The sequence below is a fragment of the Mediterraneibacter hominis genome, from assembly GCF_014287475.1.
Taxonomy (GTDB): domain Bacteria; phylum Bacillota; class Clostridia; order Lachnospirales; family Lachnospiraceae; genus Mediterraneibacter; species Mediterraneibacter hominis.
Map to the genome: position 1 here is coordinate 215,007 of NZ_JACOPF010000004.1, position 25,782 is coordinate 240,788.

Genomic DNA, 25,782 nt, shown 5'->3' on the forward strand with positions numbered 1-25,782 from the left:
TTCCCTCCTATCTTCTTTCTTCTCTTCTGCTTATCCGCGCATAGATAAAAGACGCGATCAGTCCAAAGAAACTAATGAACAGTCCACATGCCGCTGCTTTTCCCACTTTCATAGAGCTAAACGCAAATGTATACGCGTAAGTTCCAAGCACTTCCGTCGCATGAGCAGGTCCGCCTCCGGTCATCAGCTTAATGTAATCGAAGGCCAGGAAAGAACCGATGGTAATCATGACAAACATCAGGCTCACCGTAGACATGATATTGGGCAGATAAATGTAACGGAAAAGCTGCCAGCCATTACATCCCTCTACTCTCGCCGCCTCCACCTGGTCTGTAGGAGTTTGCCGTAATGCCGCCAGATAGATGACAGTCAGGTAACTCCAGTAGTGCCATATATCTACCGCCGCACAGCCGTAAATAGCCGTCTTGACATTTGCAAGCGGAGAGCCAATATCCATTCCTAAGTTCCGAAGCACAGAAATCACGCCGGATACCGGACTAAAAATAACATTTAACCAGAGCATTGCGTTGACTGACGGAGCCAGCACATAGGGTATCAAAAATGCCACCTGATAAATACTTCTTGTCCTTCTTCTGGAAAGCAGCAGCATCGCTGCCAACATACCGATACAGACAGGTATCGTCAGAAAAAGGATTGTCCAGATGATATTGTTCGTAATTGCCTTATAAAAAATTTTATCGTGGAACAGTTCAATAAAATTCCGAAATCCAATAAAGTTAATTTCCGGAGATAATCCGTTCCAATCCGTAAACGAATATATAACCGTCATGATGCCCGGTACTAAAATGATGCACACACTGATGATGAGCGCCGGAGCTATCAGGACATAATTCCAATTAAATTTTTTCGTCTTCATTTCTTCTCCCATCTTTTCGTGAGTTCTGCTCTGTACAATAAAGAGGGCTGCTTTTGAGTCTCCTCTACAGCAGCCCTTTTGTGTATCTGGTTTACTTCATTGCAGGCGCCGGGATCGGTGGTACCAGTCCTTTTTCGAACTCTTCTGCAAATGCATCCTCCAGTGACTGTACATAGTCATCAACGGTCGTTGTGTCATACCATACTTCATCAATGTTGACAATTCTAGTCTGTGTATCCGCCGGGAAGAATACATTGTCGTAGTAACCGAAGTTGCCCTGGTTTACAGCGTCAGATACACTCTGGACAACAGATACGAACTCTGAAGACAGATACCCCATCTCGCTTGTATCAACTGCGGAAAGGTCTTTTAACGGAGTGCCCCAGTATCCCGGCCATGCTGCTGTCATCTCCTGCATGAATTCAGCATTCATCATCATGTCGATGATTTTCGCTGCCTCATCCTTATGAGATTGTTCTGCATTGGCATTGATAGAAAGTGTACATGCCGCTCCTAGTGTGTACGTTGTCTCCGGCACCTGCTCTGTGGCCGGGAACGGAATGAATGCAATGTTTTCTTCTTTGTCATCTGTGAAGTAGGAAGCTGCCCACTGGAACGCAATAGATGGTCCAATGAAGAACGGAGCTTTCTCTTCGGACAGAAGCTGCAAGGATTCACTGAAGTTTAAGTTCACATAGTCATCTCCGGCAAGATATCCTTTGTCCCACCAGTCTTTAGATTTCTGAATTGCCGCTTTTACATCGTCATTGACCCAGCTTTCTTCTCCTGTCAAAACTTTGTACATCGTTTCCGGTCCTGCAATGTGGGTCAGAAACAGAGAGCCATAATTTTCATTAACCGGCTGCCAGCCTTTATTTCCTGTAACAGAAGCGTACATCCCCTTTTCCAGAGCCTCATCCATAATAGCTTCCATCTCTTCAATCGTTGTTGGAACTTCCCATCCATTGTCCTCCAGTACCTTTTTGTTATAGAATACACCCATGGTGCTCACACCGTTTACCAAACTGTACAGATTACCATTTACTGTTCCAGATTCATAATACGGTTGTAGGATCTTGTCTTCCCATCCATATTGTTCGGAGTACGCATCTAAGTTCTCCAACTTTCCTGCCTCTACAAGGGGCATTACAAATGCCGGGCCAGATCCGTATACAATATCAGGCCCTTGATCTGCTGCCAGTGCAGTTGTCATGTCAGAGTCTACCGACGGACGGAACTCTACGACAAGTTGGTACTCATCCTGTGAGGCATTGTACTTGTCCACCAGGATTTCCTTCATCGCTTCCTGAGCATAAGGCTCTGCGCCCCAAAACCACATAGTAATCTCTTCTCTGCCTTCTAATTCTTCATCTGTCAGAACCGTGATATCTGCCCCTTCTGTCTCGCCTCCATCTTTTCCATCACTATCCTTGGACGTGGATACTTTGCATCCTGCCAGCATGGTCATTGCCATGGAAGCTACGAGAAACATCGCAATCAGTTTCTTTTTCATAAATTGCATTCCTCCTTTTTAATTTGATAAACATTTATCGTATGTTTATCACTATTCTTATTTATTAACCAAATTATAGTTTAATTTTTACCTTTTGTCAATTTCATTTTTATTTACACTCATTTATGTTTTAGATATTTTTTCTGTTTTTTATTTTATTTACCCTCTATTTTCTGTCAATTATAGTTTTATTTAATATACAATCCAAATTGTTCGTATGATAAAAACAGGTAAATTTTATTTTCTGTACAATCTGCATAAAAATAGCTCGTGCTTTTTTGCTATTTCAACCGTAATGCAATCGCACAAATACGGTATACTCTATACTCTCCACAGGCTAACATGATTTTTTATTTAATAAAAATGCGCATGGCTGCCAGCATTGAAATCTCCGTACAACCATGCGCACTTTCTTATTTTTTAAATATTTTTGTCCTTCACAGACTCTCCTTCTATTAGTGATGGAGTAAAGTAATTTGTTTTGATGCCGTCCCCTTCTCCATTCTCCACCTTCTTTATGAGAACCTCCGCTGCTTTCCTTCCCATCTGTTCTCCCGGCTGACAGATACAAGTAAGCCTCGGATTCAGCTTCTTTGCCTCCTCTTCATTGGCGAAACCGACCAGCGAAATGTCTCTGCCTATCTGTCTCCCCTGCTGCTGTGCAAAAGCGTAGACACCTGCCGCAAGTGTTCTCCCACATGCCACGAAAGCAGATACCCCTTTCTCCATCAGACAGCAGGCTCCCTCAAATCCGCCTTCCTCTGTATATTCACTATAATATACAAGCGATTCCTCAAACGGTACGCCCTTTAGCATCAGTCCCTCTCGGTAGCCCTCCACTCGTTTCCTTGTATTATAGATTCCCCTTTTGCCGGCCAGGATTCCGATTTTCTTATGTCCCATGGCAAACAGGTGATCCACTGCCATAGTTCCTCCCTGCTTATTATCCGCTGTGACAAAATCGCAGAACACATTGTAAATCGCCTTATCCAACAGTACAAAGGAAAGTCCTGAGCTTTTGAGTTTCTCACCCAGGAGGATATTATTATCCCCTGTATTCATATCCAACGGAGGTATAACAATAAGTCCCGCCGCTCCTAATTCTGCGGCAATTCCGATTTGCTCTGCACACTTCTTAGAAAAATTCCGGCAGCACATGTAAAAGGTATAGTACCCATATATAGATGCGTACTCCTCTATCCCTCGTATGCATTCCTCCGTCAGTTCATTGTTTAAATCAGAATAAATAACCCCCAGCACCTTTCCTCCTGCTGCCGCCTGTATTCTGCGTTTCCTCTTTTTCATTTCGTAGCCCAGTTCATCAGCCACATCAAATATCTTCTGCTTTGTCTCATCAGAAATCCTGCACTCTTTATTGTTCAAAACTAATGAGACGCTTGCGGCAGATACGCCGGCCCGTTCTGCCACATCCCGTATCGTTATTCCCACACTGTCACCTCTTTCCCAAAAATGCAAATACTGCCCTGGCATTCTCCTCATGGGGCATGTTTGCTGTCAGCGCTGCTTTTGCTTCTTCTATCCCTGCATCAGCCTCCATGCCCGGGATATCCCCTTCCACACTTTGTATCTCGTCTAAATATCCTGCCGCCTCGTAGAACTCAATCTGATCTTCTCTTCCAATCACAATATCAATAGTCCCTGAGCGCAGCCATGTTGTGGCAATCGCTTCATTTGCCGGCACATCAAAGTCAATAGACTGGATATGAATTTCTTCCCCTTTTCCTACTTCTATCATAGCCGAAAGTTCATGCTCCAATGCCGATGTATCCATGACAGGTTTTAAGACAAGGACAGAAACCGCATCTTTCTTGTTTTTAACAAACATGATATTTACAAAATATCCCACGATTATCAGAGTAATCAAAACACTTACAATCACAGCAATATGACGTCTGATAAACTTTATCACTTTCCAGTCAGACATATCTCTCAAATACCTTTCCCAGCAAAAATGAATTCACATACGCAGTGAGCGCAAAACCGATAATTGCATACACCGGTACTCCATACACTGTAGGCATACCGCCCGCAAACATTACAAAAACAAAAATCAGGTTTGCTGCCGTCACCGGTATCGTGTAGAAGATTCTCGTCATAGAGATGATGAGGGCATTTTTAAAAATATTAGGCAGTGTATTCTCAAACTTTGCCATAAGTGGGAACACATAAGATAATACCATTGCCACGAAAAGCCCCGCCGCCAATACCGCTGTGGTGAGCACAAATCCCATTTCCGATTTCATACTCGCCAGAATGCTGAAATCCATATAAAACAGCAGCACCATTAAAGCACAAAGCCCCCACGCTGCTGTTGCCTTTTTTAAATTTTCTTTAAAATATCGGGCATAACTCCTCACAATGTAGGATTCCTCATTTTTGCACATTTTAAGGGTCACACTGTACAGCGCTGTACACGCCGTTCCTATAGTAAAGATGGGAATACAACTTATGCAAAACAGGACATTTAAGATAATCAAATCCACTGTTTTCGTGAGGACACGATAGACGAATCCGTCCTGTCCCAGAATATTTTTCATGGTCTTGTGCTCCTCCTCTATGCCTCCAAAAAACACATCTTATTTACATCAAACATCCCCGCCTCGGTCAGTCGTATCTCAGGAATGACTGTCAGCGCCATAAATGACAGGGTCGTAAAAGGATCCACTCCTTCACTGATCCCCATTGCACGCGCCTTTTCTACCATCTTTGAGGTTTTTTCCTGAACAACCTTCGCCGGCTCTACACTCATGAGCCCACCCAGTGTCAAAGGCAGCTCATCTACAATCTTCCCGCCGGATGTAATGACATATCCGCCCTGCATCTTTTCCAGTTCACGCACTGCACAGAGAATATCCTCGTCATTGTCCCCTGCTGCTATGATATTGTGAGAATCATGGGAAACCGTAGTCGCCACTGCCCCGCCTCGGATGCCATAGCCTTTCATAGGGCAGACTCCTACTTTTCCATTTCTGCCATGACGTTCCACCACCACCAGTTTACTGTATTTTCCATCAGGCTGAAACACGCCCTCTTTCCCAGGGATTTCCTCTTTTAAATGTCGGGTCAAAAGCTGGTGCGGCACGAGCTCCAGCACATCATTTTTCTCTTTCTTTTCCAGATACAGGGACTTCAGACTCAAATCCCTGATTTTCACCGTTTCTAATAGAGACTTATTTTGTAGTTCATAAGTAAAAGACTCAAGCCACTTATCAGTGACAACATTTCCTCCCTTGATAACAAGGTCTGGCTCTGCCTTCTCCAGATCCTCAAGTACAACCATATCTGCTGCGTATCCAGCAGCCACCGCTCCCATATCCTTCAATCTGTAAGCAACCGCCGCATACCAGGATGCCATTTTATATGCCTGTATGATCGGTGTTCCCACTGCCACTGCTTTGCGAATACAGGCATTGATGTGTCCTTCTTTTTCAATGTCCTCCAGATGCTTATCATCCGTACAAAACATACAGTTTCCCAGAGATACCCCAGCTTCTGCAAACCCCTTCATCAATGTCTCTACATTTCTCGCACCGCTTCCTTCCCGCACCAGTATTTTAAGCCCTGCACGCAGTTTTTCCAATCCTTCCTCTGCGGTCGCGCACTCATGCTCATCCATGACGCCAGAAACGCGGTATGCCTGCACTTCTTTGCCCTGGATGCCAGGTGCATGTCCATCTATCGCCATATCCTCAAAAGCATCCAGCTTTCGCAGCGTCTCCTCATGTCCATTCAGTACATCCACAAATCGCATCATCTCTCCCAAGCCCAGAATTCTCGGGTGCCTTTTATAAGGCAACATATCCTCCGCCAAAATCTTTCCCGCGCCGTTGATATCTACATCTGTCGCAGGAACTGAGGATGGAATCATGACATAGGTATCCACCGGAGAACGTTCGGAAGCGTCCAAAATATACTCAAGCCCACTCATTCCGCAAACATTGACAATCTCATGGGGATCTGCCACGATAGCAGTAGTCCCCTTACGCACAATAAATCTGGCAAATTCCAGTGGTGTTACCATAGAAGATTCAATATGGACGTGGGCATCAATGAACCCCGGTACAATGTATTTCCCTGTGCAGTCTATTTCCCTTACACCCTCATAACTTCCCACTCCGGCTATGACGCCGTCTGCAACCGCCACGTCTCCATCGATAAATTCCTCTGTAAAAACATTGAGTACTTTTGCGTTTTTCAGCACCAGGTCAGCAGGAGTCTCTCCTTTTGCGACCTGTATTCTTCTCTTTCTCATAGCAGTTCCTCCGCCTTCTATTCCACCATCCGATTGATAAACTTTCCATTTTTTTATCATAGTTTATCACATCCGACATCTTCTGTAAAGCATAGATATAACGCAGGCTGTATGAGAAGGTCATTCTTTATATTTCACATGCCGGTAAATCACCATTGCCAGCTTGAATATAATTGCCTGATCAAATATCCTGATATCCAGTCCGGTCAGCCTTTTTATCTTCTCAAGCCTGTACATCAGTGTGTTTCTATGGATAAAAAGCTGTCTCGCTGTTTCTGACACATTCAGATCATTGGAGAAGAAGCATTTTACTGTCTCCAGCGTCTCTTCTTCAAGAGACGCAAAGCTCCCTTTTATAAACACCTCGTTTAAATACCGTTCGCACAAAGGAAGCGGAAGCTGATAAACCAGGCGGTTAATCCCCAGATGATTATAATGGAGAACCGTTGTTCCATCTTCAAACAAATACAAAAGTTCCAGCACATACAGAGATTCTTTATAAGATTCTGTCAACTGCCGTATATCTGTCACAATACTTCCAATACCAACCACAGGTAAAACACCAAAGAGTTCTTCTGCCTTTTTCTGGAAATATACTCCCATATTTTCTAAATCTTCCCTCGAAGTATTAGAACGTACCTCTGCTATAATAATTACATCTGTTTCTGTCATAGATAAAATCTCATACTTTCCAGGTCTGTCCATTGCCATAAACAGATGATTTAGTTCCCACTGCGCATCTACATGTTCAAATCGCAGAAGAAATACTGCTCTTGGCTTCAGCAGATGAATTTTCAGCATATTCGCGCGCACATTCACATCCTCTGACAAAATATTTTCCAGGAATAAGTTTTTATAAAATAAATGCCGGTTATATTTCTCTTCAAAATAGGACTTCATACCGGTAAAACAAACCGACAAAATGGTCGCATAATCTTTTGCCTCTTTGTCAATTCCCTCTACAAAAACCGCAAACTTCACCAAGCTATTCTCATAAAAAATCCGATAGGTATTTTTCCCTGCAATGAACCCGTCGTTTTCTTCATTTGTCCGCGACATAAGATTGAATGTATTTTTCTGTCCAATCAGTTCCTGATTGCTGCATGAAATAATCTCCCTGTTGTCTATTACACCAAAGGTTCTCGAGATACTGTTCTGTAACTGATATACATATCCCTGAAAGAATCTGTCTGCCATTTTCACACCGCCTTTAATTATTTAAATTTTACCTTTTCATAGCATTTGATTTCCCATTTTACCCCCCCCCCGGTATATAGGGCATACTGGAATATTATACCATTTTCCGGGTATAAATCCAATATAAAAAGGAGGAGTTCAAGAGCAAAACAGGCAGGAAGTTCACACTTCCTGCCTGCACTTTACTGCCTATTCAATATATCCTCTCTCTGCAAGATATTCTTCGCTTGCACCGGCTGCCATCCACCATTTTTTCTTATTTTTTCTGAAGGAAAGATAAATCAGAAGGAATACTGCGACTACAAGGATAACACCAATAATACGCATTGCTCCCTCTGCGGAAAATGCTTTGTACACAAGATAGAGCACCGGGTTTGTTCCAACGGTCCATGCTGCGATTCCCAGTCCCTGTGAAAACGCATTTGCCACTGAATCCATCTGAGACGCTACGCCGGCTGATTCTGCCGCTTTTGTAAACGCCGCGCATACATCAGAGTTCAAAACATTGGCGATATTAAACCAGATCGTTCCTGATATAATCGTCATCAAAATATCGCCTCTGAATACACAAATTAAACCTGCTGTCATAAATGCCATCGCCGGAATATCTGCCAGCATAAGGATTTTATTTCCCGGCATAATCAAGGATGTAAAGAATACGATCGGAATCAAAATCAATGCCGCCGCCATATTATCTCCATTTCCAAAGAAAACAGCCGGATCCATTGCTACATGAAAATATTTGCGATTTGACTTTCCAGTCTGTGCCCTTGCCTGCATAGACTGGCTCAGTGGAATTAAGCCTTTTACAAACAATCCAGATACAGACGGATAGATGACCATAACACCCGCGATTGTAATCGCTGTAGTCAGAATTCCCGACCATGTAGAAGCCTCTGTAAGCCCCGTCAAGGAACCTAAAATTGTGATCAGGATTCCGACAATCAGTCCTATAATCAGAGGTTCTCCCCAGAATCCAAATCTGTTTTGCAGACTTTCTGCGCTGACCGGCTTTGTCTTGATTTTTAGTTTCATTACAATCCATCTGACAATCATGGCAAAAGGAGCTCCGCCTGACGGGACACTTGTTAATGTCAGGTTGTCATATCCATTGAATTCCTGAAGAGACGGTGCGATAATATCCGCAATCAAAAGGACAACCAGGTTGCACATCACTGCCGCCGCAACGCCGAGTGCAAAACTTCCTGTCGTGAACTGCACGATCACTGCCCAGAATACAAACTGGTAATAATTCCATATGTCTGTCGGCTGGAACGTATCTACTAATTTCAATCCGAACAAAAGCAGATTCAGACCGAGTCCAAGTACCAGATAAATATAACCTAATGTATTGGAATACACAACGACAGACGCACCCTGCCATCCGATATCAATATACGGAAGGGAAATGCCCACAGTATCGGCCATCGCCGTCACATAAGGCGTAATCGCATTCATCAGTATTCCAAGAACTGCGTTGAAAAGTGTCAGTCCCACCGCCATATAGATAGCACCCTGGAAAGATTTTTTTACCCCAACCCTCATACACATACTGATGATGAAGATGATAATCGGCACAATGATTGTACTGCCGAAAATACCCATCACATTGTTGACGGCATTACCTATATCTATTAATATCTGCATATGCTGCTACCTCCTATCTCATTTCTCTTAACTATTTTCTCTGCTATGTATTTATTCCGCCATAATCCTTTTCACCTCTGCCAACAGTTCCTCTGTAAACTTATCTGCCCCTACCCCTGTGAACAGCGGCAGTCCCAGCATAACCGGAGCGCCGGCCTTATTCTGCGCATTGGTTTTTCCTGTCACAACAATCAAGTCATACCCTTCCAGGTTTGGCACTTCTGTAATTTTATGCGGAGATATAGAAAACGGAATTTTTTCTTTCTTTAAAATTTCCTTTATCTTATCTGTCACCACTGTGGTTGTAAAAATTCCCCCTCCGCACGCCACAGCCATATTAATTTTTGCTTTCATATTCAAGTCCTCCTTCATTTTTATGATTCATTTCGCATCAGTCTGTCACCAGATACTCATCCAGAAGTCCTTTCATCTGGTTCATCAATTCTTCTGCATCTGTCACATTTTTCAGTTTCTCGAGTGTTTCTTCATCCTGGAATATCGTGCTGAATTTTTTCAGCACTGCCGTCTGATAGCTCGGATCCGTAATTCCAAACAGAAATACAAGCAGTGCCTCCACTGTCTCGTCCGGATCGCCCATACAACGGAAAGAAACCGGATTTTTTAATACCGCCATTGAAAAAAAGGATTTCAGACACCCGTCATGTATATGTGGGATCGCTATCGGAACAGCGGTGGGAAGTCCGGTCGGATATTCCTTTTCTCTTGCCAGGACCGCCGTGATAAATTCTTCCTCTATCAAGCCATTCTCCATTGCTTTTCCGGCGAGCAGACGAATCACTTCCTCCGCGTTTCCTGCGGTTACGTCTGTCAGTATCATTGTCTGATTCGTATACAATCCTATCGCTTCCATCTGCTCCTCCTTTAATCTTCTCCAAATTTTGTCTGAATCAGAGCGACAAGATCTTCCACCGCCGCCTGTTCATCCTCGCCCTCTGCGCTGATTTCAACCGTTGTTCCTTTGCACAGCCCCTGTGCAATCAGCATGACAATCGATTTTGCATTTGCCTTACAGCTTCCTTCCTCATCCATATTCTGGATGGTTATTTTACTACTGTAATTTTTCGCCAGATTTACAAAATCTGAAGCCGGACGGGCATGCAGCCCAGTCTCATTTTCTATCATTACTTTTTTTGCATACATAGTTTTTCACTCCTTTTCGTGCCTTACTCCAAAAACTCACTATTCAGATAATTTTCTACCTGAACGGCTGTCGATAACTCCAGCACCGTCCGGGACATCCTCTGTGCTTTGCAGATATTAAGCTGAGAAATCATTTTCTTCACTGACGCTACTGAGGATGCATTCATGCTGAATTTCCGGATGCCAAGCCCTGCCAAAAGCGCAACGGCCTGTGGATTTCCGCCCATCTCACCGCACACGCTCACAGGTTTCCCTTGTTTCTTAAATTCCTCTACAATCTGCTTAATCAGTCGGAACATTGCCGGATGAAAACTCTGGTAATACTTCGCCACGCTGGGATTCAACCGATCTACCGCCATTAGATACTGGCACAGGTCGTTTGTTCCAATACTTGCAAAATCCACTTCAGATGCCGCAATGTCAGCCATCAAAGCGATAGACGGAATCTCCACCATAATTCCTACTTTGACATCTCTGCCATAGGGTACTTTCTCTTCTTCTAATTCACTGCGCACCTCCCGTATGATCTCTTTTGCGAAGCGAATATCTCCGATACTCCCTACCATTGGAAACATAATCCAAATATTTCCGTAGTATCCTGCTCTTAGAATTGCACGAAGCTGTGTTTTAAAAATTGGTTTCATCTCAAAGCAAAGCCTTAGAGCGCGCAATCCAAGAAACGGATTATCCTCCTGCGGCAGCTCTAAATAATCCAGTTTTTTATCTCCGCCGATGTCCAGTGTCCGGATTACAACGGGTCTTTCCTTATACACCTCTGCAATTTTCTTATATACTTGAAACTGTTCCTCCTCTGTCGGCAGCTTTTGTTTGCTCATATAGAGAAATTCTGTGCGAAACAGTCCCACGCCGTCTGTATACTGCTCCAGTTCCAGCTCGCTCTTGTCGGCGGAGCCAATATTTAAGCATACATCTATCTTGGTTCCGTCTACAGTAACCGGATTTACAGCGAGGTATTGCTTCATATCGCTCATTTTTCTCAAGTGTACGTCCCGCATTACCTGATATTGCTTTTCCTGATCCTGCGTCAGATTTGTAAGTACTTTCCCCGCATGTGCATCTACAGCAATTTTTTGTCCATTTTCCGTATTTGCAAGAATATCCGGCACTCCTAATACTGCCGGTATCCCATAATTTCGTGCAAGAATTGCCATGTGTGATGTATAACCGCCTATCTCTGTTACAATGGCAAGTACATGTTCCTTTTTCATTGCCGCCGTATCAGAGGGAAGTAAATCGTGCGCAACCACAATCACATCACCCGGAAGCGACGCTAAGGAATTATCCTCCACGCCTAGCAGCAGTCTGATAATCCTTAGGCTTACATCCTTTAAATCTGCTGCTCTTTCCCGGATCAACGCATCCTTTGCCTTTGAAATAATTTCGATATATCTTTCATAGACTGTCTTGACCGCACACTCCGGCGCAAGCAGATTTTCCCGGATTTCGTCTTCTATTTCCTGCCCCATCTCTTCGTCCCGGACAATGTCGATATGCGCCTGGAAGATTTTTTTCTGTTCCTCGTCCAAGTCCGTATCCTGCGTCAAAGCTTGTAATTCTTCTTCTGCCTTCTTTAGCACATCCTGATATGCACGGATATTCTCTTCTATTTTTTCTTTATTGATGAATGTTTCTTCTACTTTCAGTCCTCCGGGTCTATACTGGAATACACTTCCTATCGCCGCCCCTTCTGAGACTGCCGTTCCCTCGTAAATCATTCCACCACCTCTTTTTCATCAGTGCACTTCCACCTGCACTGTATCCTTACATAAATGTTTCAATCGCAAATGCTACCCCGCTTTTATTATTAGACAATGTCACCTTATCCGCACAGCTTTTTACATTTTCCATCGCGTCCTGCATTGCTACGCCTAAGCCTGCATATAGGAGCATATTTTTGTCATTTTCACCGTCTCCTATTGCCATGATTTCTTCTTTTTTGATTCCGTAATAGTCAGCAATCCATTTCAGCGCTCTGCCTTTATCACTTCCTCCGATTTCAAGGGAAAAATCATACGCCAGTTGTGCGCTGACACTTCCTTTAAAAGATGCTTCCATCCAATCCTTTATCTGACAAATTCTTTCTGGTTCATCCAACACCAGAATTTTTCCCAGAGGTTTTCCATTATAACATTCTTCTATGTCCTCCGTGAAGATTACTTTCTGATTCATGCACCGTTCGAAAATACTTAAGTATCCATTCTGCAGCTTCGAATATACCTTATCCCCCTGGTAGATCAGGGGATCGAAGCCGTACTCTCTGCAATAAGAAAAAATTTTTCTACAATTTTCTTCAGAAATCAATTCTTCTCTCAGAACCTTCTTTCCCGTACAGTCTAAAACCAGACTTCCATTCTGTGTCGCCACAGCGTCCTTTAGTTCGAGCTGCTTTATAATTTCTTCTAGCGCCGGATAGCCTCTGCCGGAAAACAAGATTACTTTTACGCCTTCTTTTTGAACTTTCCTAATCGCTTCTATATTCTTTTTGGATAATCTGTGTTCGTCATCCAGAAGTGTTCCGTCCACATCCACTGCCAACAATTTATACTTCACAGATTTATTCCTCCTGCATACTGCTTTTTTTCTTCCGCATGTGCCGTTTCTATCATCTGTTTCAACCGTAAAAACATTTCCATGTCTGCCGCTTTTATCATGCCCATCACATGACCTGGTTTCTTTTGTTCATCATGGTAATCTGAACCGGCAGTCTGGAATAATCCATATTTCTCTGCAAGCTGTTTAAAATACACTTCTTTTTCTACAGAATGATAAGGTGTGTACACCTCCATTCCTTGAAGGCCACATTCCAGCATACGCGGTATCTTAGGCTCATCTTTCTTGGTAAACCACTCTCCGGGATGTGCAAGCACAGACACTCCTTTTGCTTCTCTTATGGCGCGTATTCCCGTATAAATATCTACAATATATTCTGGAACATAGCACTTTCTTCCTGCCACCAGATAATCCTTTATGAAACGGATATACGGTCTGTCAGATTTACTCCCGCCCTGTCGGTATATAGAAAGCTTTGGATTGCCGGCATTGCGTGTGTCATTGAGTATTGCATTTGCAAAATTCGTAATAACCGGTGGATGCGGATAAGCCAGCCTTTCTACTTCTTCCATGTCTACATAGAATCCCTCTTTTTCCAGATTCTCTTTTATCTTCGGGAGAATATCGATACGGGACTTTTGTATCTTTTCAATTAGTTCCAAAAGGCTATGCTTTCCCTTGGTATCTATTCCATATCCTAGAATATGTACCATCCTGTTTTCATCAATGCAGGAGAGCTCCAGCGCCGGAATTGTCAAAATTCCGGTGCGCCGTGCTTCCTCCTCTGCTTCGCCGGCAGCCTCATATGTATCATGATCTGCAATCACAATTGCCTGCATTTTATTTTCTTTCGCCTGCCTAAAAAGCTCCTGTACACTGAATGTCCCGTCACTGGAATATCCGCTGTGCATATGTAAATCCACCGTTTTTCTTTTCATAGCTTCCTACTTCTTCAAATCAAACAAATCCTGATGAACGCCAATTCCCCAAAGGTCAAGCGCTACCTTCAATGGCTCGCAATCTTTTGCCGCTTCCTCAAGCGGAATTCCCTCCGCAGTAGCATCTGCCGCTTTGATTAAGCTTTCTACTCCTGCCGCTGCTCCCATTGGATGTGCGTGCATTGCCGCACCTGCCGAGATAGAGAAGTCCATTCCAAGATCGTTTGCAACATTTGGAATCAGTCCCTGGTACACGCCTGCTGCCGGCCCTGGGAAGGTACGCTTCATGCCGCGGAAATCCGTCAGCAGAGACTGTGCGATACGGATATAACGCTCTCTTTGAATATTGACTTTTCCGTATGCACATGGATAAATCACAATGTCCGCCCCACTCATACGCATAAATTTTCCAAGTACAAGATGACTGGAAATGCCTGAATAATGTGACTCATACATTGCTCCTGCAAATGCCGGATGCGCCAGAATTGGAAGATCCACCTCGTCATTCTCTGCAATCATCTGCATTGCCGGCCAGCCCACTGTCAGAGTATTGATCATAAGCGCCGGGATTCCAAGCTCTTTACACATTTTTGCCTTGTCTAACATTCTGTCCGGTCTGTCAGTAATATTCGGAGAATACAGCACACGTTTTCCTGTCTTTTCGTATACATCTTTTAGAATCTCTGCTGCAATTTTTGCTCTTGCCTTTACTGTGCAGTAGTCCGTATCACTAAACAGCTCGTCGTCCTTGATCCAATCGATTCCCGCCATTGCAAGCTCACGGATCAGTTTTCCTGCATTTTCCGGTGTCGCCCCTGTACACGGCTTAATCATGCTGACAATAAACGGTCTTTTCGGAACACCTGTAATTTCACGCAGTCCCTCCACACCAAATCTCGGACCTTTAAATCCGTCTGTAAATACTTTCGGGAAATCAATGTCAATCAGTTTTAACTTTCCTGACATAGAAATATTTCCGATTACAGAAGTCAGTACCTGCGGAAGATTTGCTCCCATGTTCTCAAATGGGAATGCAATCTGGAATACTGCCATACGTTCCTTGCCTTCTGCCTCCGGCATACTGAACTCATAGCATGGAATTTCGTGCACCGCAATGACTTTTCCGCCGTGACGTCTTCTTACTTCCGGTGTCTCCAGCGGAACCGGCGCCCATGTTCCCGTTGTCTGTTCAATCGCCATAGAGCCCACCAGATTTAGTAAATCGGAGGTATACCCCTGGCAAAAGTATGTACAGATTATATACTTCTCTTTGTCAATCGATTCTGGTAACTTAAAAATGTTCTCATCATATTTCATTGTAATGTCCTCCTTGTATTATGAAATATATTTATTTTACCTTTCATGAGGTGGTCACCCTCATGCCTGCCGCTGTTATCTGCATATGTATTCCAGCAGTGTCATTACATTTTCCTTCTCCGCGCAGTTTAATCCTGCCGCTTCGCACGCGCATGGAGTAACAATTACGTCCTGATCCATTCCGCTTAAATCTGCCATTCTGCGCCCTGCTATTGCCAGTAGATTTTCTGGCTCTGCAAGTCCAAGTCCTCCGGCAATCCCCGAATCTGTCACATCATACCCGCTGCGCTTCGGTAAAAGAAGCTCTGCTTCTGGTAAAATCTCACTATAATTTACCTTTCTCGCAGGATACAATCTCTGTATCACTCCACTTTCGTGAAGCATAACTTTTTCTGTCCCAGAGAAGCTTAACTTATTTTCTGCCAGAAATTCATCCAGAAACTTTATCTTCTCTGCCATCTCAGGAAACTGAATCAGCAGAGCGTCCAGCACATAGCTGTCATCTGTTATAACACTATCATATTTAGCAAGTCCTTCTTTTATTCCAGCCGCATATGTATTCGCTGCCTCTGTCTGGGCAAGCGCAAGAAGCAGGTACCCGCAGTCTTTATATTTATTTGTACAGTACACGCTCTTTCCTGCTTTTTTGCAGACAGAAGCCGCCTGTTCTGCTGTCTTTTGGGCATTTGGAGCTGCGGGACTAATCAGAAAAAGCATCTCTGCATTCTCGTCCCCCACGCTGTATTCTTTATACTGTGCATAGACACTTTCTTCTTTTAAGACAGCATCTACAAACGCTTTATATTTCTCCGGCACTTTATCTCCCGCAATAATTTCCCCACGTACATAGCGCATCACCTCCGCAACGGGAGTGTCGTCGATACTCCGCGTATCTGACTCATATCCATCCGTCGCCATAAAAGCTTCCTTCGCCACATACTGCATGTCAAAACGGGTACCCATGGCTGTAAAAACTGCCCCCATACCAGTAGAGGTGTCTACTCCCAGGATACGGCTGACCGGAGCAAAATCTGCAATGATGTCACTTGTCAGACAATTGGATGTCCTGTAATACAATTTCGAAAATTCTTGTGTTGCCATTGCCTTTCCCCCATTTCTTTATATTTTTGCAGCAGCATTTTTACCGGCAAGGTAAGCAGATGCAGCAGCAATTCCCGCTCCGCTTCTCTCGCTTGCGGAGTTATGTCCTGCAAGGACGTCTCCGCATGCAAAAACGCGCCCATTATATTTTTTGTCTTCAACAGACATATCTGCCTTTACCTGTACGCCCATTCTCATAAAATCCTGACCGGCAGGGTGTACTGCATCTCTGTCAAGCTGATCGGTTGTCACTTTTCCAAGATGCTGCTCTAAAAGTTCAATCCATACGTCTGTATGTCTGGCTTTGATTCCGCCTCCTACAAATCCGCCTGTTGCCAGGACAACCGCCGGAACCTCGAACGTTTCCCTCTTTCCCGGATGATACTGATCGGTCAGCCCGATTACACACTCTACTTTTACTCCATTTTCTGCCGCCTCCAGCTTCTTTGCAGAAACCCCGCGAAGGAGCTTTGCCCCTTTTTTTTCGAGTCCACGATACACAGCACGTGTAAAACGATACCCGGCTACTGAATTGCCAAGCGCTGCCACTTCTGCCACTTTACATCCGCATGCTTCTTTTAATTCTGCCAGAAGCTCATTATAGGTTAAGTATCCAAGAACCGGTGGGAACAAGATTTTATCAAAGGAATATCTGTTATTCATACAGAATGTCTGAATCAAAGAAACCAATTCTTTTTTTCCTTCCTTTGTATCCAGATAATCCGCAAGCTCTCCATCACTTATTTTTCTTCTGTCTCCCCAGCCTTTTATCTGAATCTCCGTAGAAAAATAGTCTGCCTTTCCTCCCAGCTTTTTCTGATACTGCTGATAGGACATTGCCGCCGCCTGTGCGTTAAATGCCACATTTCCTTTTACACCTACAACCAGGACTCTCTCTTTTTCTCCTGGAACAACCGCCCCTTCATACATAGTGGAAGGCACATATGCATTGACAGAAAACGTTCCCAGCATATTTGGCACCCAGACATTCTTTCCATCAAATCCTTTCAGTATGTATTCTCCTGCTTCTGCCAGAGAAAGCAATGCCTCGACTCCTGTTTCAAGTTCTCCTTTACACTTGGAATAGGTGTGGCCCGGATATTTTTCAAGGAGCTTTTCCACTCCTTCTCTATAGTCGTCACAGATAACCGGATGTTCTCCCGGCACAACTCCCATAATATCCAGAGTCCCCGCGGAAATTTCACTGCTTCCTCCATTTGGAAAAACCATTGCCACACTTTTTCCAGCATTTAAAACCGCATCCGCAGCTACGCAGGCCGCAGTTCCACCGCCTATTACAAGCACATCATTCTTATTTGCATCCATGATTTGCCCTCCTTATTCTAAACTTAATACGTCATAACTGCCCATGCCTACATACATTTCCTGCATAAGCTCTGACAATGGAAGCTGGTCACCGTACTGTGCCGCAAAATAAATACCTTTCCACCGTTCCTGCACGTATCCAAGCACGCACTCTTCCGCTTCTGCCGGCGTCATATCAAGCGCCTGCTGCGCGATTCCGCCTGCTTTATAAATAGAAAAGGTTCCCTGTTCCTGCCCCATTCCGATTCGTGTACGGCGGCGCAGATCTTTAAAGTTTTCTACATCCTCTTCTTTGAAGGAATAGCAAACTTCCGATCCTATCATCTGTACCGCATCATCAATGACATATGCCTGATCCGGATATTTCTCTAATATCGTCTTTGCAAACTCTCCGTAGCGTGCCGTAAATTTGTGTGCCGCATAGCGGGGAATATGATATTTCTCGTGGATTTCCTGCGCTTCTTTTTCTGCTTCTTCCTTCGTCGTAGCGCCGTAGATCAGTTCCTTGTCGGAGGTACATGGAAGCACTTTTCCTACCAGTTTTTCACACGCCATATCTACCGCTACCTCTGCCATCAGACGCGCTGTCGCATATTTTCCTCCGGTGATCGTAATCATACCGGATACGCCTTCCATCTCTTCATGATCTAAAAGGAACATTCCACGGCTGATATTTCGCCCTGTTTCTTCTCCTGTCGTATAGAGTGGACGTACACCTGTACAGAATCTAAGCATTCTTGCCTCTCTTAAGTCTGGAATAATCTCTGCTACAGAATCCTCCATGATTTTGATTTCATCCATGCCTGGATCCGCATCATCCGGATCGTCCACATCTACAGAGGAGGTTCCAAGAAGCGCTGTATTCTGGAATCCCTGGCTTACCAGACCGTCTCCGTCTGCCGGAGTCCGCAGGATTCCGATCAACGTTTTCGTCGGACGCATACTGTAAATTCCTGTAGATCCTTTATTCGGTTTCATTGGAATTGCGAAGCCTGCCATTTCTGTAATCTGTGAGCACCATGGCCCTGCCGCATTTATAATCAGTTTTGCGTATACTTCATAAATATTATTTTCTGTCTTATCTAGTACTCTCAATCCCACAACCCGTTTTCCATCCATCAGCGCTCCGATCACTTCATGATGTGTGCGGATCTGCGCACCTTTTTTCTTGGCATCATATGCCTGCGCGATACACAGCCTAAACGGATCAAAGCCTGTATCAATCGTCCGGAGTGCAAAACGGATATCTTTTGTTAAAAGTGGTTCCTCACTGGTTGCTTCCTCCACTGAAATAATTTCATATGGAAGTCCAATATCATCCGCATTTTTCATCCACTTTTGTGCAAACTCCATCTGTTCATCTGTTTTTGCCACCCAGATTGCATCTGTCGGGTCAACTACCTGCGGCACAATTTTCCGGTACACTTGATTTTCCTGCAGACACTCCCGCGCCGTCTGGATGTCAGAAACTACATAACGGGAACCGCCATGTAAAGCAGAATGGCATCCGCCTGAAGTTCCGGCAGCTAAGTCATCTCGCTCCAGAAGCAGGGAATTCTTAAAACCGCGCAGTACCAAATCGCGTATTACACCGGTTCCAGTGGTTCCGCCGCCGATAACTACCACATCAAAATTTTCTCGCATAAATCGAGCCTCACTTCCTATAATATTTTTCAAGCCGGCTTAAATTGTTTCTATAATATCACCGTTGTTTTGCACAATCAAATCTTCATATTTTCATATTTTTTCGTCTTTTTTGCGCAAAAATATACATACCGCCCTAAATTGATATATATATTTTAAGGCAGTATGTATACTTTCTCCTTCCACTTTATAAAAATTATCAAAAAACTTTTACATAGTGCTTTATTCTGTACCCCTGATTTTCTATCCAAAAATTTCCTATTTTTTCCATCTTATTTTTTCGATTGTAAACAGTACAAAGTGGACAAGCCCACTTCAACTCCCCTGCCCCTCAATCTTGAGGAGCTTGTACACTTTGCGCGCAGTGTGCATCCCTGGAGGGTTTTATTGTATAGGGAATGAAGTTTCCTATACATAAAAAATGGAGTAAACCTTGTTCCTTGTCACAGGCAAAGTTTACTCCTCTCTTCCTTTCGCTCTATTCTCCCATCACTTTTACACAGATTTTCTTCTTACGTCTCCCATTAAAATCTGCATAAAATATCTCTTCCCAATTTCCCAAATCCAGATGTCCCTCTGTCACAGATACCACTTCACTGCGGCCCATGATATTTCTTTTTAAATGTGCCGGAGCGTCTTTCTCACTTTTATTATGACGGTAGTAAGGAACTTTATAAGCTGGTACAAGCGCCTCCAAAAATTCCAGTGTATCTTGTATAAGTCCTTCCTCATCATCATTGATAAAGATAGAAGATGTCGTATGCTGCGGAGATATGATAATGATTCCCTCTTTAATACCACTCTCCTCCAGAATCATTTCCACATGGTTTGTAATATTTTTCATTGTCTCTTTTTCGTCGAATTTGAATTCCAGATACTTACGATATGATACCAACTATTATGTCCTCCTTCACCTGTTTTACGTAATTATAGCATTAAATAAAAGCATTACACAATTCCTTTTCTCTTCACTGTCAGCTGCTTTTCCCATACCGCAGCGTCTTATATACTGTCACCGCTATTTCTCCTAACGCAGTTATGCAGATAAGGACTAAAAACAGATTCGACAAAAATTCTAAATTCCACTTTAATAAAAACTGAAATCCTCTGTCCTCTGCTGTAAGTTGATACATCGTTTTTACTTTCTCCGGAAATTCCGGATTCCAAAACGGCAATACCTTTAACAAAATTACAGCAAAGAGAATCTGAAGCGTATTAGCAATCAGATTACTAATCATAACGATTTGGCAATACCTGCCCACCACTAACCTTATCACTTCATCCGTCAGACTGATAAACAGACTCAGCAGAAATACCGGAAGAATCAGCTCCCACTTTTCCAGATTAAATATACTGACATATTGTAATTCCTCCCCTTTCACAGAATAGGCGCTAAACAGCTGCGGTGCAAACGCAAGGAGTGCGCTAAAAAGGACAAGAAATACAATTCCTGCAATGCTGTCCCCACGACTAATCCTCGCTTTTTTTACAGGAATCGGGCTTAATTTTTCCGGACTCCATTTCTTTTTCTCATTTATCTCCACGCGTATCTTTCTGCGCTGCAGCACCGCAAAAATAAGCGTTACAGCTCCCACCGCCGCAATTCCTGCCAAAATCAGGTTTCCCGTCAGTTTTCCGAACAATTCTACATATATGCCCTCATGCAGCAATATTTCAATGATTCCAGACAGCAAAACAGACGACTCTACACAGATGAGCACAACCTTCATCACCCACAGATAATCATCATAGTATTCTGGCCCGATAATATACCCACTATCTTCTCTGTACTGTTTTGCAAAATCTTTCGGACTGCCCATTTTTAACAGTACTTCTTCCATTGGCCTCGTCTCGGACATATCTTCTATCAGCTCTCGCAGTTCCATTTCCATCTCTTTTCTCTGCCGCTTTGGAACCTTTCGTACCGCCTCATAAATATAACGTTCCATATACTCTCTTTCTGAATCTGTCATCTTGCATCCTCCCCAACCAGTCTTTCCATATTTTCAGTCAATTCCGTCCAGTGCTGTTTTAATGCTTTGTATATCTTGTCTCCTTGAATGGTACGTTTATAATATTTTCTTGGCTTTGAACCTTCCAGCTCCCACTGACTATTCAATAACCCTTGCTTCTCAAGCCTCCTTAGAAGCGGATATAATGTATTCGGATCAATCCCTACATTCTTTTCCTCCAGAGACTGCACAAGGGCATACCCATACTTCGCGTCTTTCAGCTGGCTTAATACACTTAGTATCAGAGTTCCTCTTCTCAGTTCAGATACCAGATTTGACAATGTCTCTTTTTCATCCTCCATATTGCATCCTCCTTACAATTATACAATACTGTATATCACACAGTATTGTCAAGAAAAAACAGTTCACACACTCTCATGTCAAAGAGAAGCCGTATCATCAGCTATTTTCCAACTGCACACAGTGCGTCTCCTTCGAAGATCTTGCCTTTGTTATATAGGATATGAAGTTTCCTAATATAGAAAAAGCAGTTTGAAATCATTATTTTCAAACTGCCCTCTTATCTGGCTTCTATTATTCTAATAGTCGGCAATCGCCGTTTCCCCTTTTTTTGCCTGTATACCGGTTTTGTACACCAGATTGTCAAATTTCTCTTCATTGGATATCACCATAATACAAATCGTGTTATATCCCTTCTCTATAATCTTTTTTGTTTCAAAGGAAAGCAGCTTTTGTCCCCGCCTCACAAGCTGCCCTGGCTTTACAAACAGTGTAAAGCCTTCTCCTTTCATATTGACCGTCTCTAATCCGGCATGCAGCAATATTTCCATTCCGTCTGCCGACTGTATGCCTACCGCATGTTTTGTATCCTCCATAACAACTGTCACTTCTGCATCGCAAGGTGCCACCAAGACCTCCTCTACAGGTTCTATTGCTACACCCCCGCCCATCACCTTTTGGGCAAATACAGGATCCGGAGTTTCTTCTATAGGGATGACCTTCCCCGAGATAAATGCAGACAGTATTTGCCCCTTCTCCTCTTCCTTTTCTTTTAATGGCATTTCTTTTTTCCTTAAAAATGAAAACATGTATGTCTACTCTCTTTCTAAATACAGCGATTTACAAAACCGCCAGAAATTTTTAGTTTTTCTTCCGCCTCTGTCCGTGTCACTCCAGTCAAGAGCATAACAACAGCCGTTTTAATAGAACCATCCGCACCTTTAAGCACTTCCTCCGCCTGTTTTTCCGAACACTGTGTACATTCCATAACAATCCTTTTTGCCCGATCTGCCAGCTTATAGTTCGTCGCTTTCATATCCACCATATAATTATTATACACCTTACCTATACCTACCATTGCTGTAGTAGATATCATATTCAGAATTAGCTTCTGACATGTGCCTGCCTTCAACCGAGTAGAGCCTGTGAGTACCTCTGGCCCTGCGTCCACCTCTATCGCCACATCAGCATATTGGGAAATAAGGGCATCGTGGTTGCATGCAAGACTCATACACCGCGCTTTCTTCTTTCTTGCCTCTTTTAATGCGCCGATACAGTAGGGCGTCCGGCCTGAAGCTGCAATAGCCAGCACTACATCCTCTTTTTTCAGACCGATGCCTCGAAGATCTTCCACCGCCAGTTCCTGCGAATCCTCCGCGCCCTCGACAGCGCGTACAAAAGCTCCCTCGCCTCCTGCCATAATTGCAATGACCTCATCTGTAGTAGAAAATGTCGGAACACATTCTACCGCATCCATAACTCCCATTCTTCCACTTGTACCCGCACCTACATAGATAAGCCTGCCGCCATTTTTAAGCGCACAGATGATTTCTTTGACTGCTCTTTCTATCTCTGGCAAAGCTTCCTTAACAGCCTGTACCGCCTTTTCATCCTCTTCATTCATCAGAGTCAGTAGTTCGCATATCTCCATCCTGTCCATCTGTCTAGATCGGGGATTACACACCTCAGTACTAAGCCTGCCTATTTGTTCCTTATCCATTCTACACGCCTCTCCTCATTTTTTATTCTTCTTGCTGCTCTTTTAATATATATGTCTCCCTTGTCTGAATGACTGCTTCTTCATAATGTCTGTTTAAATACGCTGTATATAAAATATCCACAACATTTAACTGTGCAATACGCGAAGACATTGCCCCGCTGCGCAGCAGTAGCTCCGACGCTGCCACATACAGATTAAAATCTGCTATCCTTCGTAGAGGCGAGTCTGCAAATCTCGTAATCGCAATCACCGATGCGCCCTTCTTCTTTGCCATCTTGGCACATTGGAGCATTTCTTTTGTAAGTCCCGAGTAACTTATAACGATCGCCACATCTTTAGATGTCATATTCTTCGCATAAAGTAGCTGTACATGCCAGTCATCATGGCTAAAGCATATCTTATCACTGCGCAGAAATTTCATATAGGCATCCTGTGCCACAAGCTGAGATGCACCAATACCAAAAAACCTGATGCTTTTGCTCTGTTCTAATAATACAGTGCACTGTTCCAGTACTTCTTCATCCATCAGTTTTCTTGTTTTTTCCAAGGAAACAATATTTCTGTAAGTAACCTTTGCAATTAGTTCTTCCTGCCTGTCTTCTTTTTCAATATCCAGACTCTTTTTACTATCGATTTCCTCCCGAATACTATTCTCGGCGATCAACGCTTTTTGGAATTCCTTGTACCCTGAAAATCCCGTCTTTTTACACAGACGCACAATAGTGGATGCGGACGTAAAAGAATGCTCCGCCAACTGATGGATGCTATAGGCAGAACATTCTTTTGGATGTTCCAATATAAACCGGACAACCGTCCGTTCCGCGCCACTTGCCTTTATTTCATATTCCTGAAATCTGACAAGAACACTTTTCATACTGCTTTACTCTTCCTCCAAATCTGTAAATCCCAATAATTTGCAGAACAAAAACCCTGCTACATAAGAGATTGCAACTGCAAGCAAATATTTCAGCGGACTCGTCGTAATAAGAGAAAGCTGTAAGCCTGACAATTCCGGAATCTTAGCAGCAACATGCATAATTGCCATCGCACTTCCACCTACCGCACCGCCTAAACAGGAAGAAATAAACGGTCTCCCAAGCGGTATTGTCACGCCCCACATAAGAGGTTCTCCAATCCCTAGCATGCCGACTGGCAGCGCGTTCTTGCAAACCTTTTTCAGTCGTTTGTTTTTGGTCTTTAATAATACATAGAGAGCTGCTCCAACCTGCCCTGCGCCTGCCATACACGTCACTGGGAGAAGATAAGTAACTCCGAAATCAGCGATAAGCTGCGCATTTACTGCAATAAGTCCATGATGCATTCCCGTCATAACTAATGGAAGATATACAAGTGTCGCCAGGCCCGCTAAAGCTGGAACATTATAAATAATATAATGCACGAAGTTGCCGACCGCATCAGATACAAATCCTGCCACAGGCTGGAATACGATTAACCCTAAAAACGTCATAATAAAAATTGTAAACAGAGGTGTCAGGAACGTGTCTAAAATTTCCGGCATTTTCTTCCGTATCATTCGTTCTAGCTTTGCACCGAGGGCCGCGACAATGAGAACGGAAATTACACCGCCGCGTCCTGCCGTACACTCGATACCAAGCACATGGACTCCCGTAATATCCGCTGCATTTAGCACAGACGCCAGCACAGCTCCTAGGATTGGAGAACCGCCAAATTCCCTCGCAGCATTGTATCCTACGATAATCGGCAGAATCGTAAATACAGAATATGCAATCGCAGATAAAATCTTTCCGAAATCTGCCTCCTTTAATTCTGGAAAGAATACATAACCCGCCTCATAGATAGCTACCATCAAACCGCAGGCAATAAATGCAGGCAAGATCGGAATAAATACATGTGCGACTTTTTTCAACGTCCGCTTAAAGGGAGTGTTATTCTTTTCTCTGTTCTCCTGTTTGCGAAGCTCTGCTTCATCTCCCTCTGTCGTTTTAATTCCTGTAATCTCCGACATTTGAGCAGCAAGCTTTGCACTTTTTCCAGGGCCTACGACCAGCTGCACATGATTTCCCTCTACATTCACACCTAAAATATCGTCTAATTTCTTTAATTTATCAATATCGCATTTCTTAACATCTTTTACAGTAATGCGTACCCGCGTCATACAATTCTCAATCGACAGCAAATTTTCTTTTGTTCCTAATTGTTCCACAATTACTGCTGCGTTTCCCTGAGCGCCCATAAAGTTTCCTCCTTTTTATTCACTCTTTTC

The 25,782-nt window shown here is 43.5% G+C and carries 25 protein-coding genes; all 25 read right to left on the minus strand.

Annotated features, from left to right (window positions below):
* Positions 1-7: 7 nt before the first annotated feature.
* The 25 genes from H8S37_RS15515 to H8S37_RS15635 all read right to left on the minus strand — a co-directional run bounded on the left by H8S37_RS15515 (position 8) and on the right by H8S37_RS15635 (position 25,752).
* Positions 8-877, minus strand: a complete 870-nt coding sequence (locus H8S37_RS15515; RefSeq protein WP_186876978.1) for a carbohydrate ABC transporter permease — start codon at positions 875-877, stop codon at positions 8-10.
* A gap of 91 nt (positions 878-968) precedes the next feature.
* Entirely contained in the window at positions 969-2,390 is a 1,422-nt protein-coding gene (locus H8S37_RS15520) for an ABC transporter substrate-binding protein (protein ID WP_186876979.1), read from the minus strand.
* Between the two features lie 420 nt (positions 2,391-2,810).
* A complete protein-coding gene (locus H8S37_RS15525) occupies positions 2,811-3,839 on the minus strand; it encodes a LacI family DNA-binding transcriptional regulator (protein WP_186876980.1) in 1,029 nt (342 codons plus the stop codon).
* Positions 3,840-3,843: 4 nt separating this feature from the next.
* A complete protein-coding gene (locus H8S37_RS15530) occupies positions 3,844-4,335 on the minus strand; it encodes a hypothetical protein (protein WP_186876981.1) in 492 nt (163 codons plus the stop codon).
* On the minus strand, positions 4,328-4,948 hold the full coding sequence (locus H8S37_RS15535) for a YesL family protein (protein ID WP_186876982.1): 621 nt from the start codon (positions 4,946-4,948) through the stop codon (positions 4,328-4,330). The genes H8S37_RS15530 and H8S37_RS15535 overlap by 8 nt, the downstream gene beginning before the upstream one ends.
* Positions 4,949-4,965: 17 nt before the next feature.
* A complete protein-coding gene (gene ade / locus H8S37_RS15540) occupies positions 4,966-6,723 on the minus strand; it encodes an adenine deaminase (protein WP_330605024.1) in 1,758 nt (585 codons plus the stop codon).
* Positions 6,724-6,783: 60 nt separating this feature from the next.
* Complete coding sequence (locus H8S37_RS15545; protein ID WP_186876983.1) at positions 6,784-7,860, minus strand: PucR family transcriptional regulator; 1,077 nt, start codon at positions 7,858-7,860, stop codon at positions 6,784-6,786.
* A gap of 189 nt (positions 7,861-8,049) precedes the next feature.
* Positions 8,050-9,507 carry a PTS transporter subunit IIC gene (locus H8S37_RS15550; protein WP_186876984.1) on the minus strand — a complete coding sequence of 486 codons (1,458 nt, stop codon included), beginning with the start codon at positions 9,505-9,507 and terminating at the stop codon, positions 8,050-8,052.
* A gap of 51 nt (positions 9,508-9,558) precedes the next feature.
* Positions 9,559-9,861: a PTS sugar transporter subunit IIB gene (locus H8S37_RS15555; RefSeq protein ID WP_186876985.1), complete on the minus strand. Its 303-nt coding sequence runs from the start codon at positions 9,859-9,861 to the stop codon at positions 9,559-9,561.
* 37 nt (positions 9,862-9,898) lie between these two features.
* Entirely contained in the window at positions 9,899-10,378 is a 480-nt protein-coding gene (locus H8S37_RS15560; protein WP_186876986.1) for a PTS sugar transporter subunit IIA, read from the minus strand.
* An 11-nt stretch (positions 10,379-10,389) separates the two neighbouring features.
* Entirely contained in the window at positions 10,390-10,668 is a 279-nt protein-coding gene (locus H8S37_RS15565; RefSeq protein ID WP_186876987.1) for an HPr family phosphocarrier protein, read from the minus strand.
* Between the two features lie 23 nt (positions 10,669-10,691).
* On the minus strand, positions 10,692-12,404 hold the full coding sequence (gene ptsP / locus H8S37_RS15570; protein ID WP_186876988.1) for a phosphoenolpyruvate--protein phosphotransferase: 1,713 nt from the start codon (positions 12,402-12,404) through the stop codon (positions 10,692-10,694).
* A 46-nt stretch (positions 12,405-12,450) separates the two neighbouring features.
* Complete coding sequence (locus H8S37_RS15575) at positions 12,451-13,239, minus strand: Cof-type HAD-IIB family hydrolase (RefSeq protein WP_186876989.1); 789 nt, start codon at positions 13,237-13,239, stop codon at positions 12,451-12,453.
* Positions 13,236-14,177 (minus strand): PHP domain-containing protein, encoded by a 942-nt coding sequence (locus tag H8S37_RS15580; protein ID WP_186876990.1) that lies wholly within the window; start codon positions 14,175-14,177, stop codon positions 13,236-13,238. The genes H8S37_RS15575 and H8S37_RS15580 overlap by 4 nt, the downstream gene beginning before the upstream one ends.
* Before the next feature lie 6 nt (positions 14,178-14,183).
* The gene (locus tag H8S37_RS15585; RefSeq protein ID WP_186876991.1) at positions 14,184-15,494 is read right to left on the minus strand and encodes a RuBisCO large subunit C-terminal-like domain-containing protein; all 1,311 of its coding nucleotides are present in this window, start codon (positions 15,492-15,494) and stop codon (positions 14,184-14,186) included.
* 75 nt (positions 15,495-15,569) lie between these two features.
* Entirely contained in the window at positions 15,570-16,595 is a 1,026-nt protein-coding gene (locus H8S37_RS15590) for a (Fe-S)-binding protein (protein ID WP_186876992.1), read from the minus strand.
* A gap of 18 nt (positions 16,596-16,613) precedes the next feature.
* A complete protein-coding gene (locus H8S37_RS15595; protein ID WP_186876993.1) occupies positions 16,614-17,921 on the minus strand; it encodes an FAD-binding protein in 1,308 nt (435 codons plus the stop codon).
* A 12-nt stretch (positions 17,922-17,933) separates the two neighbouring features.
* Positions 17,934-19,565 (minus strand): FAD-dependent oxidoreductase, encoded by a 1,632-nt coding sequence (locus tag H8S37_RS15600; RefSeq protein ID WP_186876994.1) that lies wholly within the window; start codon positions 19,563-19,565, stop codon positions 17,934-17,936.
* Positions 19,566-20,043: 478 nt separating this feature from the next.
* A complete protein-coding gene (locus H8S37_RS15605) occupies positions 20,044-20,460 on the minus strand; it encodes a secondary thiamine-phosphate synthase enzyme YjbQ (protein WP_186876995.1) in 417 nt (138 codons plus the stop codon).
* 79 nt (positions 20,461-20,539) lie between these two features.
* Positions 20,540-21,538, minus strand: a complete 999-nt coding sequence (locus tag H8S37_RS15610) for an HAAS signaling domain-containing protein (RefSeq protein WP_186876996.1) — start codon at positions 21,536-21,538, stop codon at positions 20,540-20,542.
* Positions 21,535-21,879 (minus strand): PadR family transcriptional regulator, encoded by a 345-nt coding sequence (locus tag H8S37_RS15615; protein ID WP_186876997.1) that lies wholly within the window; start codon positions 21,877-21,879, stop codon positions 21,535-21,537. The genes H8S37_RS15610 and H8S37_RS15615 overlap by 4 nt, the downstream gene beginning before the upstream one ends.
* A gap of 237 nt (positions 21,880-22,116) precedes the next feature.
* On the minus strand, positions 22,117-22,599 hold the full coding sequence (locus H8S37_RS15620) for a PTS sugar transporter subunit IIA (protein ID WP_243207220.1): 483 nt from the start codon (positions 22,597-22,599) through the stop codon (positions 22,117-22,119).
* A 44-nt stretch (positions 22,600-22,643) separates the two neighbouring features.
* Positions 22,644-23,537 (minus strand): N-acetylmuramic acid 6-phosphate etherase, encoded by an 894-nt coding sequence (murQ, locus tag H8S37_RS15625; protein ID WP_186876999.1) that lies wholly within the window; start codon positions 23,535-23,537, stop codon positions 22,644-22,646.
* Positions 23,538-23,559: 22 nt separating this feature from the next.
* On the minus strand, positions 23,560-24,411 hold the full coding sequence (locus H8S37_RS15630; protein WP_186877000.1) for a MurR/RpiR family transcriptional regulator: 852 nt from the start codon (positions 24,409-24,411) through the stop codon (positions 23,560-23,562).
* 6 nt (positions 24,412-24,417) lie between these two features.
* A complete protein-coding gene (locus tag H8S37_RS15635; RefSeq protein WP_186877001.1) occupies positions 24,418-25,752 on the minus strand; it encodes a PTS transporter subunit EIIC in 1,335 nt (444 codons plus the stop codon).
* Positions 25,753-25,782 lie beyond the last annotated feature (30 nt).